Origin of the sequence: Chitinophaga pendula (assembly GCF_020386615.1) — a bacterium.
In the GTDB taxonomy this organism is placed as follows: Bacteria; Bacteroidota; Bacteroidia; order Chitinophagales; family Chitinophagaceae; genus Chitinophaga; species Chitinophaga pendula.
On record NZ_CP077769.1, the window covers coordinates 4,537,585 to 4,552,686 of the forward strand.

At 50.8% G+C, this 15,102-nt stretch carries 10 protein-coding genes; 3 read left to right on the forward strand and 7 right to left on the reverse strand.

All coding sequences use genetic code 11. From position 1 onward, the window contains the following. Positions 1-28 precede the first annotated feature (28 nt). Positions 29-3,538: a hypothetical protein gene (locus KTO58_RS16180; protein ID WP_095838372.1), complete on the reverse strand. Its 3,510-nt coding sequence runs from the start codon at positions 3,536-3,538 to the stop codon at positions 29-31. Positions 3,539-3,734: 196 nt separating this feature from the next. On the opposite strand from KTO58_RS16180, the gene KTO58_RS16185 reads away from it, so the two are divergent. Further along, the gene (locus KTO58_RS16185) at positions 3,735-4,379 is read left to right on the forward strand and encodes a hypothetical protein (RefSeq protein ID WP_095838371.1); all 645 of its coding nucleotides are present in this window, start codon (positions 3,735-3,737) and stop codon (positions 4,377-4,379) included. 59 nt (positions 4,380-4,438) lie between these two features. Here KTO58_RS16185 and KTO58_RS16190 read toward each other — a convergent pair whose 3' ends face one another. Both KTO58_RS16190 and KTO58_RS16195 read right to left on the reverse strand, forming a co-directional pair. Then, the gene (locus KTO58_RS16190) at positions 4,439-5,614 is read right to left on the reverse strand and encodes an acetyl-CoA C-acyltransferase (protein ID WP_095838370.1); all 1,176 of its coding nucleotides are present in this window, start codon (positions 5,612-5,614) and stop codon (positions 4,439-4,441) included. Positions 5,615-5,843: 229 nt separating this feature from the next. Beyond that, entirely contained in the window at positions 5,844-6,524 is a 681-nt protein-coding gene (locus KTO58_RS16195; protein ID WP_095838369.1) for a hypothetical protein, read from the reverse strand. Between the two features lie 338 nt (positions 6,525-6,862). On the opposite strand from KTO58_RS16195, the gene dnaG reads away from it, so the two are divergent. Next, positions 6,863-8,839, forward strand: a complete 1,977-nt coding sequence (dnaG, locus tag KTO58_RS16200; RefSeq protein WP_225859789.1) for a DNA primase — start codon at positions 6,863-6,865, stop codon at positions 8,837-8,839. 6 nt (positions 8,840-8,845) lie between these two features. Here the strand turns inward: dnaG and KTO58_RS16205 are convergent, their stop codons facing one another. From KTO58_RS16205 to KTO58_RS16220, 4 genes are all read right to left on the reverse strand, one after another. Continuing rightward, a complete protein-coding gene (locus tag KTO58_RS16205; protein ID WP_225860287.1) occupies positions 8,846-9,253 on the reverse strand; it encodes a cytochrome-c peroxidase in 408 nt (135 codons plus the stop codon). Then, positions 9,196-10,062, reverse strand: a complete 867-nt coding sequence (locus KTO58_RS16210) for a cytochrome-c peroxidase (protein WP_095838366.1) — start codon at positions 10,060-10,062, stop codon at positions 9,196-9,198. The genes KTO58_RS16205 and KTO58_RS16210 overlap by 58 nt, the downstream gene beginning before the upstream one ends. Before the next feature lie 70 nt (positions 10,063-10,132). Continuing rightward, positions 10,133-10,633: a dihydrofolate reductase gene (locus KTO58_RS16215; RefSeq protein ID WP_095838365.1), complete on the reverse strand. Its 501-nt coding sequence runs from the start codon at positions 10,631-10,633 to the stop codon at positions 10,133-10,135. A 54-nt stretch (positions 10,634-10,687) separates the two neighbouring features. Beyond that, a complete protein-coding gene (locus KTO58_RS16220; protein ID WP_095838364.1) occupies positions 10,688-11,482 on the reverse strand; it encodes a thymidylate synthase in 795 nt (264 codons plus the stop codon). A gap of 601 nt (positions 11,483-12,083) precedes the next feature. Here KTO58_RS16220 and KTO58_RS16225 point away from each other — a divergent pair. Continuing rightward, positions 12,084-15,089 (forward strand): SusC/RagA family TonB-linked outer membrane protein, encoded by a 3,006-nt coding sequence (locus tag KTO58_RS16225; RefSeq protein ID WP_095838363.1) that lies wholly within the window; start codon positions 12,084-12,086, stop codon positions 15,087-15,089. Positions 15,090-15,102: the final 13 nt, after the last annotated feature.

A 15,102-nucleotide genomic window follows, 5' to 3' on the forward strand; every position in this document is an offset into this window, starting at 1 on the left:
CACCGCGCCCTCCGAACATCCGGATAGCTCATTCACCCGAACTTTGATCATCTGCCTCCCCTTCATTCGCAATTACAGCCTCCTCCCGTACCGTAAGCACTTCCAGCAGCGATTGTTGATCACCAGCGACAATGACACGGATAATATGCCCCTCGTAGCTCACAGTACCCCGCTCCGGACCACTTCCTATCGCCGCAATGATAGCCTGCTGATCAGCGACCGAGCTGCAGACAATAGCCAACACATTGCCCGCCAACGGTATTTGTGCCCAAAAGGTCTGCTCATTGTTCTCCAGACCCGTCAAGGACGAGGCCCCGACCGTATCATTAAACGCACGGTTCCTCATCCCTTCCGACTGCTGCTCCCAGTAATCAAAGCTATCCTTGTCTTTATGTGCCCTTAACCCCTCTCCCCCAGGCAGATTTCCCTTGAGGTCCGTAGAACTATGCCGCCAGACAAGCTCCTTCGTAACCAGCAGAGAAGGAGATAACACGATCTGTGTCTTACTTCCGCTACTGCCTACTCCCGTCCCCGTTGCCGGCCACTTCCTATGACCTTTACCAACAGCTCTGGTATATACAGCCAGACCTCCGCCTCCCAGTTTATCCGCCGTCCGACTGTATTTCCCAAAAGGCCCCTCCCTCATATAGGCACTGGAAAGATACCCTCGCTTAAAAGTACTACCTACATGCTGGGTTGAAATACCGTGTACCAAAGCCAATGTTTGCTCAACATCGACCGGTATCGTCTTCCCGGATCTGTCTTCTCTGAAATCCGGCGCACGCCCTTGATTATACATCCCGTCCTTCGCCTGGGTACCAGGCGTACGCTTCCCTTCCGCATCCCTCGGGAAAAAGTTGATCACCCGCTTTTTCTGAGAGCCTGCCGATTCCTTTACAGGAACTCCGGGTTTACGCCGGCCGGAAGTAGCCCCTAGCACACCGCCCGATGAACGTGGCTTAATCGTAGGCGCAGATATCACCTTTACCTTCGTCTCCACAGAAGAAGAGCGGGGCTGGCCACCGCCGGCCACCGGCTTTTTAACGGGCGATACCCTAATCCTGCTACCACTTTCTCCAGTACCCCACCCGGAAAAAATACCCATAATCTCAGCAGCCTTTTCCGGTGGCACCGTTTGCAGAAATACCTCAAATGCCTTACCGATCGCTCCTTCCTTCTCCCGCACAGCCCTGATACCATGAAACTCAAAATAGGTGGCCAGCTGTTCAGGACGGGTAGCTCCGCCGGGTATTTTTGCCCCCACAGTATTACCACCGGTATGTAAGATGAGGTCAATGACCGCATCAGCATGCGCACCGTCCTGCTTCGCATCCAGCGCCCCTACATTAACGAGCACATTCCTGCTGGGAGCATACTTCTTCTTCATCGGGTCATACGTACGCACATACTCATACGAATCCGCTCCGGCAATAATAGCAGCCCCTTGTTCTTCCGCAGACAGGTCCTCCCACGTCCGCTGCCGGGGCTTGATACCAGCGACCTTGCCTTTCAGTTGCAAACAATCCCTGGCCCATAAATAAGCCTCCCTTTCCGCCGGAGATATTAATTCACACAAAGGATCTAGCTGTTGCGTAAACAGCTGCGCATGTTTTGCTTCATCCATTTTATCGTCCTCCGCTTCATTGGCGGCATCATGCCAGAGCGCAGCCATCGATAATGCTTTTATATGCAGATCATCCTGGGCAAATTTGATGGCGTGTTGTTCCGATATTTTATGCAACAAACTCAATACACTCGCCGCCACACGGATACCATGCCCAAGGCCATGCACATGCCTCGCCCTAAGCTTTTCACTGGTAGGTGCCTGGTGCATCGACCTTTTGAATGGCGTGTGATATCGCTGTTGCGCAGCCGTATACAAATGAGGTTGCAATTTATCAGATGGTACCTCCGTCGTACGTACCTCCCCACTGGAAGAGCCACTGACACGGGGCCCGAGCCGCTCAAAGTGGGTACCGCTGGAATAGATCGGAATGGGTGTCCGCTGTTCCCCTTCATTCACAGGAGCCGTCTCCTGAATACGGCCTAACACATTTTCAAAAAGCTGGACACTCTTTCCTCGTTGTATCGCAAGCGCCTGTAGTTCCTCAGCAGAAAGCCAGTAATGCTGGTGCCGGAGTAACGCCATATACGCTGCCTGTACACCAGGATCAGCCATAGCCCGCTGCACAAACATCCGGTTATCCGTTTTCCCCGTTATATATGGCCTCAACAACGCTTGTATATTACCAGTCTTGTCTTCCAATTCTGATGGGAACAATCTCGCGTCGATATCTTTGACAGTATCATCAGCATTGATAACCGTGCTTACTTTAAGTGCCGCCAATATCTCAGCTCCGCTCCTGCCATCCATGATCTGATCAAAAGTACTTGCCTGCACTTTTCGAACGATCCCTTCCTCAAAATGGCCGATATTAACAACACGTATAGCTTCTCGCAGGTTGTTTTCCAGCTGCGCCAGGCTCAGCCCCTGCTGAGCCGCCTTCACGTCCTTCCCTTCTTTCCCTTTACCTTTTACATCCCCTTGCGCCACCGCTGGCGACACAGCAGTGATAGCTCCTTGTCGCTCCTTTACATCCCCTTGCGCCACATCCGTAATAGCTCCTTGTTGATAGTCCTGCAATAACTTAGTCGAATAGGTACCGATCGTATTCTCGTGTGCATAGGCCATTTTCTCCATGGCTCCTCCCACCAATTGCCCTTGCTCATACTCATCCGCAAGAAGCCCCCTGACCTCCTGGGCATTTACACATTCCAGCTCGCCGTCCTGGTTTTCCTGCCCCAGCAACGCATGAATGCTACAGTTCCCATCTCCCACCGTCGGTATCCGCGTAAAACCCAACTCCGCCAATTGGGTACCGATGCTGCCGCTTTGCACAGGCGGTACAGTACCCGCCGCCGCTTTCGTAATACCTGGTTGCTGCGGACGACTGAATATGCGAACATTTTTAGATGAAAGGGGGGCAGGTCTGCTGACAGGCTTTTTCGCGCCTGACCCGGATATTACGGTTGGTTTCCCCAACGTATCCGGTGAAAGAGGCTGCTTACCGCTAAGGGCCACCTTCATGCCCGCCAGTTTCCCGAGTAGTATCTTGCCCCTCGCAGTCCGGTCTTTCTCCAATACACCAGTCATCTCATTTATTTCGCTCAACAATTCCTCCGCTGATCCTTGCCTCTTATCCACCTTTTCCTTAAGGACCTTGAACGCTTCTTCCTGACCCAGCGTTACACGCTGCACTACCGGTTGGGAACTTCCCTCCGGCTGTAGTTTTCTGGATGGTCCTTCTTGTATACGATTGTCTGCCAGCACCTGAAAAGCACTTGCCTGCTTCACCTGCACACTTTGGTTTGCCATTAACTGATAAGAATGCGCCTGGCCCACTTGCACACTTTTATCCGCCAGTAGCTGAAAGGACGCCGGTTGGCCGATACTGACACCTGATGCCTGCCTTTTACGGGTGTTGGCCATCGCCACAGCGATATGGTCTTTCGTAGAACGATCAGCAGCTGTTTTCATAGTACATCCTGGGGTTTACCGGGATAAGGGTTGTTATATCGAATGTACTAAAAATAACCGGTGCTGGCCACGTACCTGCCACCATTACTAAGAACAGTCCCCATAAGTGTACCTGATAATCACGAAAATTTAAACCTATTAAATATTATCTAAATAATACATATCTTAGCATTCCCTATACCTAACAGCCTATCCTATGACAACAGTCGTAATACTCACCCTTTGCTTCCTCACAGCACTCTCCTGTAAGATCAAAAAGGTCAAAGCTCCCTTTATCACCGCCATCACCTGGTACATCCACCTGCTTTTCCTGTTCGCCGTCATCTGCTGTGCCCTGCTGTGGCTGGGGGAATACAGCTTCAAAGGCGCTTTCACCAATCGTATCATCCTGTCCCTATACGCCGGTTCCGGTATGATCGTATATGGCCTCTCCCCTAAAGAAATATCTGGTAAAAAAGTATACCTCGCAGCCTTCTTCGCCTTCCCCTTCCTCCTGCTCATCGGCCTCCTCCTCCCATTCACACGCATATTTACCATCATGCTGTCTGTATACTTACTAGCCGATGGCAATGTCAAACGGTACCCGGTCGACAACCAGGTCTGTCTCCAAACGTATACTGTCCCCATCGTATCCCGATACCCGGCCTTCAGCATCATAGAACATAAATACTGGCTCTTCGAAAAAACTACGCATGACGTCATCTCCCGGCAGATCAACCCACACGATATCCGCCTGCAAAAACTCAATACCGATAGCATCCACATCACCCTCAGCGATAATACCCGCTACGATACCATTATCTCACTCAAAGCGCCACAACCTGGTTACGAACGCCAGTAAAAAAAACAGGTGGAGCGCAATTGCACCCCACCTGCCACAATTTTTATCTCTCAGGAATACTATTGTACGCGTTCTATCACGATCGCACTGGCGCCACCACCACCGTTACAGATACCAGCCACGCCATAACGGCCGCCGCGCTGTTTCAGTATAGAGGTCAGCGTTACTACGATACGGGCGCCGCTACAGCCGATGGGATGCCCCATAGACACTGCACCACCCCATACATTCACACACTCAGCAGGCAAATTCAGGTCGCGCTGGTTAGCCAGCGGCACACAGGAAAATGCCTCGTTGATCTCCGCATAATCTATTTCTGACAAAGGCAGATTAGCTTTCTCCAGCGCCTTGTTGATTGCCTTCACCGGCGTAGTGGTAAACCATTCAGGCGCCTGCGAAGCATCAGCAAAACCTAAAATACGTGCCAGCGGCTTCAACCCCAGCTCTTTCAGCTTCTCACCACTTACCAGCACCACCGCAGCAGCACCGTCATTAATGTTAGACGCATTCGCCGCAGTAATAGTGCCGTCCTTCTGGAATGTCGGCTTCAACGTAGGTATCTTGTCGAAATTTACTTTCTTATAATCTTCATCTTCCGTCACAGTCACCGGTTGTTTACCGGGAACAGTCACCGGTACAATCTCCTCCTGGAAGTAACCTGCTTCATAAGCAGCCGCAGCACGTTTATAACTGCTGATCGCATACGCATCCTGGTCTTCCCGGCTGAATTTGTATTCACTGGCACAAAGCTCTGCCGCATTGCCCATATGGTAGTCTTTATAAGGGTCCCACAGGCCGTCCCGGATGATACCGTCCGTTATCGCGCCGTGTCCCAGGCGGTAACCGTTACGGGCCTTATCCAGGTAATAAGGAATGTTACTCATACTCTCCATACCACCCGCTACCACAATGTCATTATCACCCAGCAGAATGCTTTGCGCTCCCAGCATAATCGCCTTCATACCAGATGCACATACTTTATTCACAGTAGTACAAGGTACATTCACCGGCAACCCCGCATGTATACTCACCTGGTTGGCAGGTGCCTGTCCCAGGTTAGCACTGATCACATTCCCCATATATACTTCATTCACCTGTTCCGCTTTTACCCCGGAACGCTCCAGCGCCGCCTGTACCGCGATCACACCCAGCTGTACCGCCGTCAACGAACTCAATGCCCCGTTGAATGAACCGATAGGAGTACGTGCAACCGATACGATAAATACTTCTTTCATTGCTAATTAAGATTGAATTGGTTTAATTTTTTGGGTTCCCGCCTCCCTCATCATCCGTCCGGACATTTTTTACCAAACGCTGCTAAAGAAGGCTTCCAAATATAGGGAAATTGAAGGGTATACCAATAACGCCGTCCCCGCTCACCGGAAACCAGCCCCAACGCTACATCATTAATTAACTTCTTTATCACAGTTATCCCCATAGCCTCCATCGCAGATCACTTCCCCCCTACTTCCCTAACCTAACACCCACCTTTACCCCGATAGGCACATTAGGCCGAATACCACTTTTGTAATCATTATTGTAAGCAAAAAAGTCTCCGCGTTTTACCTGCTGCAACCCGCCGATTACCACACCGCCATCATCCAACCAACGGTATTTCAATCCCAGACCGGCATACATCTCAAACAATACCCGCTTCTGCCGGTCAAAATACAACTGCATCCCTACTTTCATCGCCGCTCCTGCAGAACGACGCTCCCGCGTATATCTCACCGGTACCGGCAACTCCTGCCCCGGCAAACCCGGATGAGCAGACAATGCCTCTTCATCGTTACTCACCTGCTTATATAACAGCTCCAGCCCCACAAAGCCCTTGTACTTTCCCACACGCCCCTTGAAATAATGACGCACCTCCGGCCGGATACGGAAAGCAGCAAATGGAGTAGGCATAGATCCCGTACTGTAAGTGATCAGCGTACCTTCCACCACCATCGCCCATCGCAACGACATCCGCCGCTCCACTGCAATACTGAAACCTCCGTCAGGCTCCATCAACGATACCAGGTTAGTACTGATCAACGTACCCGCACGCATCGGGAATTTACCGTCCTGCAGATAAGCAGACGCCTGCGCTTGAAGCAAACAGGGAACAAAAAGCAAGAATAATAAGGGGTAAAAATATCTCATAGATAAAGGCTTTTAATTGCCAGACAGGAAATAAAACGCACAACAATACCACTAAGTTACATCCCCTCCCTCCTTTCCTATATCATTCCTGTAACACTCCTGTATCATTCGTATAGCCATTGTATAAGCTAAGCATATAGCAGCTTATACAATGACTATACAACGGATATACCTGGCTTATACATTGCTTATACAACGCTTATACAACGCTTATACAACCTATAAGCAAACATTTCACAACAGCTTAATTATCAATAATTAACGAAACATGTCCATAATCACCCCCTCGGTCCCCCTATTTGCCGTTTTTTGACTAAGTTTGCAGTTGGCACCAGATCATGATCTCACAACAGACCATACAACAGATACTCAACCGTATCGACATCGTCGAAATAGTAGGCTCCTTCGTCAAACTCAAAAAACGCGGAACCAACTACCTCGGCCTGTGCCCCTTCCACAACGAAAAGTCCCCGTCATTTACCGTATCCCCCAGTAAAGAGATATACAAATGTTTCGGCTGCGGCGCCAGCGGCAACACCATCAGCTTTATCATGGAGCACGAAAAGTACTCCTACGTAGAAGCGCTCCGCTGGCTCGCCCAGAAATACAATGTGGAAATAGAAGAGACCGAAGTCAGCGCAGAAGCCAAACAACGACTGCTCCTCGCCGATAGTCTCCACATCATCAACAACTACGCTCGCGAATACTTCACCGAAAACCTCTTCTCCTCAGACGAAGGCCAAAACGTTGGCCTCAGCTACTTCGAAGAAAGAGGCTTCACCGAAGAAACCATCCGCAAATTCCAGCTGGGATACTGCTCCAACGATCGCGATGCATTCACCAAAGCAGCCCTCGCTAAAGGATATAACCTGGAATACCTCCAGAAAACCGGCCTCGTCACCATCCGGAATGACCAACCCGTAGACAACTACCGCGGCAGGGTCATCTTCCCCATCCATAACCAGTCCGGCAAAACCATCGGCTTCGGCGCCCGTATCCTCGTCAAATCCGACCGCGCTCCCAAGTATATCAACTCCCCGGAGAATGAAATATACTTCAAAAGCAAAGTCCTATACGGCGCATACTACGCCCGCCACGCCATCGACAGACAAAATGAATGCCTCCTCGTAGAAGGATATACCGACGTCATCTCCCTCCACCAGGCCGGCATCGAAAACGTAGTCTCCTCCAGCGGTACCTCCCTCACCGTCGATCAGCTACGCCTCATAAAAAAATTTACTAACAACCTCACCCTCCTCTTCGATGGCGATAACGCAGGCGTTAAAGCCGCCCTCCGCGGCCTCGACCTCGCCATAGAAGAAGGCCTCAACGTCAAACTCGTTCTCATCCCGGACAAAGAAGACCCGGATAGCTACGTACAAAAAATCGGCGCCGACGCCTTCCGCGAATTTATCCAGACCAATAAACAGGACTTCATCCTGTTTAAACTCCAGACCTCCATGCAGGAGGCTGGCAACGATACCAACCGCAAATCCCAACTGGTAAACGAAATCGCCGAAACTATCTCCAAAATTGATAAGGCAGAAGACTTTACCAAACAACAAGACTACATCCGCCAGTGCAGCCAGCTCCTCAAAATTGACGAGCAAGGCCTCATCATCCTCGTTAATAAATTCATCCGCGAAAGGCTCACCAAACAGGAACTCAAACATGCCCGTAATAATAATACAGCAGAAGAAGACCTCCCCGACGAAGCCATCGCCGCCATGGAAGCCCTCGAAGCCATGGACAATGGCATCAGCGATGCCGCCGCACTTTTTAACAAAGACGAAAAACAAGAACGCGAACTGGTAAAAATATTACTGCGATTCGGCGATATGCCCTTCAGCCAGGAAGACAACAAATCCGTCGCCGACTACGTTTTCAACCTCCCATACGACTTCGAATCACTGGCTGATAGCGAAATGGTCAAAAAAATACTACGGGAATATAAAGACCTCTATGACCAGGGAAATACCCCCGACAAAAAATGGTTCCTATACCACCAGGACCTGGAAATAGCCAAACAAGTAGCCCTCATCCTCGAAGACAAAGAAGCAGACCTCAGCGTCAACTGGAAAGAACGCTTCGAAATAAACACCGTATGTGGTGACAACGCTTACCTCAAAGACACCATATCCACCACCAACTACCTCATCCTCCGGAAAATAAAAAAGCTGGTCCATGAAAACCAGCAGGAAGGCGAAAAAGCAGAAACCGCCGAAGCCCAACTCGCATCCCTCCAGATGCATCAACACCTGAAACAACTCGAAAGAGAACTCACCCAAGGCCTCGGCACCGTTATATTCCGCTAATAAATATCATCGCTTAAAAGGGTCCGCATACAACGGATTCGTCGCCAACGTCTTGTCCGTCAGCGTCTTCAGAAAGGCCAGCACGTCCGCCTTCTCCTGCGCACTGAAATTGAACCCTCCCCTGGGCAACTGTATCCCCGTATTAACACCGTTCTTGACCCCACTACTATAATGTTCAATCACCTCCTCCAACGTCCCAAACCGCCCATCATGCATATAAGGTGCCGTTAACTCAACATTCCGCAACGAAGGCATCTTAAAAGTACCCTGATCCTCCGCCTTCCCCGTCACCGCCCCAATACCCTTATCCACATAATCCAGCTGCAACCCGTTATTCGATCCCACCCCCATATCATTCAACCCCGAATCTGCGCTGGCAAAAAAGGCGCCTCCTTCCGGTTGCCCACATACCAAAGATCACTATGACACTCCCCACAGTGCATCCCTCCCACAATACGTTTCCCACGCAACTCAGCAGCATTGAAATCCACAAACCCATTCTCCAAACCCTCATCATACTTGGACCGGAACGAAACGATCGATCGCAGAAACTGCGACAACGCCCGCCGCATCCGCTCCTCCGTCACCTCCGGACTGCCAAAAGCCGCCTGGAATAAAGGAGGATAATAACTAAGCTGCCCTAACTTCACCTCCAATGCCCGCAAACCAGACATCCCCATCTCCACCGGATCTACCACCGGCATCAACGTCTGCACCTCCAAATGCCCAGCCCGCATATCCCAAAACATCGCCTTCTCCATGAAAAAACGCAAATTCACCGTAGACATCGCATTACGGCGCGTCGACCGCCCGTCAAAGCCGGTGGAAAACTTCATCCCGTCCGTAAACGCCTTGTCCGCATGATGACAAGACCCACAAGAAATACGGTCGTTTACAGATAAATGTTTATCGTAAAATAATACCCGGCCTAAAGTAGCACCCGTATTGGTAATAGGATTGTCAACAGGCGTATTGTCAACACCCGGTGTATGAGCCAGATAAGCAGACAAATAAGCGGGCATCTGTTGCACCGTCTGCACATAATCGTAAGGAACACTCGGCAAATGAGGACCATCGCCGGAAGGAAGAGGCGCCGATGGCACCTGCCCCTCACCGGGCTTCCCGGGAAGAACAGGTCCGTCAGGCTTATTACAACTGGAAAAATATACCCCAGATAGAAACGCTAATAGTACAGGAAACAAGAACCTTCGGGCCGATCGCATATGGTAAAATGTTTATTACCAAATAACACCTACCAACATCACATACCCTTATCGACCACCCACAATTAATTTAGTGACGTACCCACACCTCAAACGTATAATCGTACGCGTGCTTCTCATCAGCATTCTGCGGGTCAGAACTGATCAATGCCCAATCATTCAGGTTGATATCCGGGAAATAAGTATCCCCCTTCACATCCTCCGTATGAATACGGGTCACAAACAACTGGTCCACCACCGCCATCGCCTCCCGGAAGATCTCACCACCACCAATGATGAAGATCTCATCATCATCTTCACTCACCAGGCCATTCGCCTTCGCTATCGCATCATCCAGGGAAGATGCCACCAACACACCCTCCGGCGCATAATCCGCCTGACGCGTGATCACAATATTCGGACGGTTCGGCAATGGCTTACCCAATGCCTCAAAAGACTTCCGGCCCATAATAACCGGATGCCCTAACGTCTTATCCTTAAAATACCGCATATCCGCAGGCATACGCCACGGCAACTCATTATTAAGACCAATAACATTGTTCTCCGCAGCAGCAACAATAATAGATAACATGTAAATAGTAGATGATAGTCTCCTCCCCTACAGGAAGCAACGTGTTAAAAAATATTAGACAGCCACCGGCGCCTTGATAGCCGGATGAAACTGATAATTCTGCAACTCAAAATCCTCATACCTGAACGAGAAGATATCCTTCACCGAAGGGTTGATCTTCATCACCGGCAACGCATGAGGAGCCCTGCCTAACTGCAGCTTCGCCTGCTCAATATGATTACTGTACAAATGCACATCCCCGAAACTATGTATGAACTCCCCGGGCTCCAGGTCACAAACCTGCGCCATCATCATCGTCAGCAACGCATAGGAAGCAATGTTGAACGGCACCCCCAGGAACACATCCGCACTACGCTGGTACAACTGGCAACTTAACTTACCCTCCGATACATAAAACTGGAACAGACAATGACAAGGACTCAACTTCATCTCAGGCAGATCCCCCACATTCCACGCATTCACTATAATACGCCGCGAATCCGGGTTCGTCTTGATCTGCTTCACAGCATCACTGATCTGATCGATCACCTTCCCGTCACGCGTCTCCCAGCTACGCCACTGCTTACCATACACAGGCCCCAGGTTGCCCTCCGCATCAGCCCACTCATCCCAGATACTCACACCATGCTCCTTCAGATAAGCAATGTTCGTATCCCCCTGCAGGAACCATAACAACTCATAAATGATCGACTTCAAATGCAACTTCTTCGTCGTCACAACCGGGAAACCCGCCTGCAGATCAAATCGCATCTGATAACCAAAACAACTTGTCGTTCCCGTACCCGTACGGTCTGACTTAGTCACCCCATTATCCAGTATATGCTGTAATAACTTCAGATATTGTTCCATAAGCCCGCAATTTAGCTAAATTTCAGCAGCGCTCCCGCTACCAGTTATCCACCAGTTCTTCATAACTACCACATCACCACTGGACAATCCCCTACCTACCAGCCCCCCAATCCTCCTTCCTGTCCAATCAACTGCCTCCCCTACCACATATCCTTCACACCTGCATCCACCTCTCCAACCCACCTCCCTCCCTTTTCAATACCCCTGCTGCCCCCTTTCACCTGCTATCCCCATTAATTAAAAATCTCGGAACAAAAAAAGAACGCTGTTACCTTTTTTTCGTAATATAATTGCACATTTATAAAGCAGGTAAAACCCGATATTCAATTGACCAAAACATAGATCGCAAGCCCTGTAACGGATTTCCGTCTTTTGACCTGTTTATCCCCCGTGTTTAACTTATCAACCAAATTGTTCACGATTAAACCACAACAAATTGTTCAGTAACAAACACCACCCCATAGATCGCACCGCTTGACCACGTGCATGTAAGCCATGTAAGCCGCCATATCAACCAGATTCCTTAACACTTAAATCATAATCCGAGAACTACAACCCGGCATAATGTCGGTTTCATTACTCATCCCCTAAATCTCACTTTATGCTTCTATTTAGATCAACGCTAATGGCGCTGGTGCTGATTACCTGCGCCTTTGCGCTATATGCGCAACAATCCCTGACCGGTAAAGTCACCGATGCCGTCTCCGGCAAAGGACTCCCCGGTGTTACCATCAGGGTCCCCAACACCAGCAAGGGCACCATCACCGACGTCAATGGGCAGTTCAACCTCGCTACACCCGCCGGTACCTCCCAGCTCATACTCACCTTCACCGGCTATAAGACCAAAACAGTCGCCGTAGGCAACAGCAACACACTCAACATCACCATGGAAGAAGACTACGCCAAACTCGACGAAGTCGTAGTCACTGGCCTGGCCACCACCGTCAAACGTAGTAACCTCGCCAACGCCGTCGCCACCATCTCCGCCAAAGACCTCGCCGGTACCGCGCCGGCACAAACCTTCGACGCTGCCCTCAGCGGCAAGATCCCAGGCGCCCTCATCACCGCCAACTCCGGCGCACCTGGCGGCGGTATCTCCGTCAAACTCAGAGGTATCACCTCCATATTCAGCAACTCCCAACCACTATATGTCGTTGATGGCGTATTCGTCAGCAACGTCAGCATACCCGCTGGCCTCAACGACATCACCGGCGCCGCTACCGCCGGTAACCCGCAAAACCAGGACAACCCGTCCAGCCGTATCGCCGATCTGAACCCACAGGATATCCAGAACATTGAGATCCTCAAAGGTGCCTCAGCAGCAGCCCTCTATGGCTCCAAAGCAGCAGCCGGCGTAATTATCATCACCACCAAAAGAGGGAAAGCAGGCAAAACACAATTCAGCGTCAACCAGGAAACAGGCCTCGTAAAAGTGCGCAAACTCCTCGGCGTACGCCAGTTCACACCAGAAACAGCTGCCGACCTCGCCGGCGCCGCCTCCTCCACAGATCCCGCCGTACAAGCTGCCCGCGCCCGCAATCGCCAGGACTTCCTCGCAGCACAAGCCGCCGGCAAAATATATGACTACGAAAAAGAAATATATGGCCAGACAGGCCTCCTCCTCAATACCAGCCTCAGCGCCAGCGGTGGCTCCGAAAAAACTACCTTCTTCTTCTCCGCCAACAGACGAAGTGAAGATGGCATCATCAAACGCACCGGATACCTCAACAACTCCCTCCGGCTCAATATCGATCATAAAGTAAGCGACCGCGTATCCCTCGGCTTCACCTCCAACTACATCAACTCCTCCTCCGATCGCGGCCTCAGCAACAATGATAACAATGGCGTATCACTAGGCGTAGCACTGGCTTCCACACCCGGATTCGTCGAGCTACACCCCACCGCCAACGGACTATACCCCCGCAACCGCTTCGCCGCCTCCAACCCGCTGGAAACACGCGATAAAATGACCAACAATGAAAACACCAACCGCTTCATCACCAGCATTAACTTCGACGCCAAAGTCCAGCAAAGCAATAAAAGCAATACCCGCCTCATCGTAAGAGGTGGCGTAGACTTCTTTAACCTTAAAACAGCAGCCATCTTCCCCAGATCCCTGCAGTTCATGGAAAATACCCTCCAAGGTGCCTCCATACAAGGCAATACCAACAACACCAACACCAACCTCGCCGGGTTTATCGTTAACGTATTCTCCCCGTCAGAGAAACTTAACCTCACCAGCACCATCGGCGCCACCCTCGAAACGGGCAACCTCGACAACATCGTAGTCGCCTCCACCAAACTCGTAGGCACCCAAACCAATGTCGACCAGGCAGGCGCCTCCAACCCCCGCCAGTTCAGACAGAAATACCGCGATAATGGTATCTTCATTCAGGAAGAACTCACCCTCCTCGATGCCATCACCGCCACCGCAGGCCTCCGCTTTGACCGCTCTACCAACAACGGCGACTTCAAAAAATACTACCTCTACCCCAAAGGCGCTCTGTCCTGGAACATCGCCAAAATGGACTTCTGGCACTCCAAACAGATCAATAGCCTCAAACTGCGCGTCGCCTACGGCCAGTCCGGCAACGTATCCCCTTATGGCGCTAAATTCACCTCGCTCGTAGGTTCCAACACCGGCGGATTCCCCGGATCCCTGGTAGACAACCAGCTGGGTAACCCCAACATCCTCCCAGAAAAACAAACAGAACTGGAAGCAGGCGTCGACATATCCATCCTCGATGGTAGAGTAAGCCTCGAAGCCACCTTCTATAACAAGAAAATATTCGACCTCCTCCTCCGTAGAGCAACCCCAGGTTCCACCGGATACACCACCCAGTGGGTCAACGGCGGTGACCTCCGCAACAGAGGCGTCGAACTGGGCCTCAGCCTCATACCCGTCAACACCAAAAACGTGAAATGGACCGCCAATATCAACTGGTGGAAAAACCAGTCCAGAATAACAAGACTCGAAATACCAGCCTTCTCCCTCGGCGCATTCGGTAACTCCCTCGGCACCTTCTTCATCGAAGAAGGCAAATCAGCCACCCAGATCAAAGGAACCGTAAAAGACAAAGTGGGATTACAAACATTAGGCAATGCAGAACCCGACTTCCAGATGAGCTTCATGAACGAAGTCACCCTCTGGCGTAACCTCACCTTCCGGTTCCTCGTTCACTGGAAAAAAGGAGGTGACAACATCAACCTGACCGAACTCCTCTCCGACCTCGGCGGCACCACCCCCGACTACGATGATGATAAAAATGGCAATGGTATCAAAGATGGCCTCGAACGCACCAACGCCGGCGATGCCTCCATCTTCGTACAAGATGCCTCCTATGTACGCATCCGCGAAATAGGCATCTACTATAACCTGCCCTTGCATAATACCAAATACATCCGCGCACTGCGCTTCGGTATTTCCGCCAACAACTGGTTCACCTTCACTGATTATAAAAGCTATGATCCGGAATCATCCAACTTCGGCAGCAATACCCTCTCTACCGGTACCAGCAGAGGCAGCAGCGGCATCTCCACCGGCGTGGAAGTAATGCCATTCCCCGCCTCCAAAAGAGCCAGCTTCCACGTAGGCATCGACTTCTGATCATCTTATCATC

Coding starts and splice junctions, on each gene's coding strand:
- KTO58_RS16185 (WP_095838371.1), top strand. CDS start 3,735: ATGACAACAGTCGTAATACTCACCCTTTGCTTCCTCACAGCACTCTCC.
- KTO58_RS16220 (WP_095838364.1), bottom strand. CDS start 11,482: ATGGAACAATATCTGAAGTTATTACAGCATATACTGGATAATGGGGTG.
- KTO58_RS16210 (WP_095838366.1), bottom strand. CDS start 10,062: ATGCGATCGGCCCGAAGGTTCTTGTTTCCTGTACTATTAGCGTTTCTA.
- KTO58_RS16180 (WP_095838372.1), bottom strand. CDS start 3,538: ATGAAAACAGCTGCTGATCGTTCTACGAAAGACCATATCGCTGTGGCG.
- KTO58_RS16215 (WP_095838365.1), bottom strand. CDS start 10,633: ATGTTATCTATTATTGTTGCTGCTGCGGAGAACAATGTTATTGGTCTT.
- KTO58_RS16225 (WP_095838363.1), top strand. CDS start 12,084: ATGCTTCTATTTAGATCAACGCTAATGGCGCTGGTGCTGATTACCTGC.
- dnaG (WP_225859789.1), top strand. CDS start 6,863: ATGATCTCACAACAGACCATACAACAGATACTCAACCGTATCGACATC.
- KTO58_RS16195 (WP_095838369.1), bottom strand. CDS start 6,524: ATGAGATATTTTTACCCCTTATTATTCTTGCTTTTTGTTCCCTGTTTG.
- KTO58_RS16190 (WP_095838370.1), bottom strand. CDS start 5,614: ATGAAAGAAGTATTTATCGTATCGGTTGCACGTACTCCTATCGGTTCA.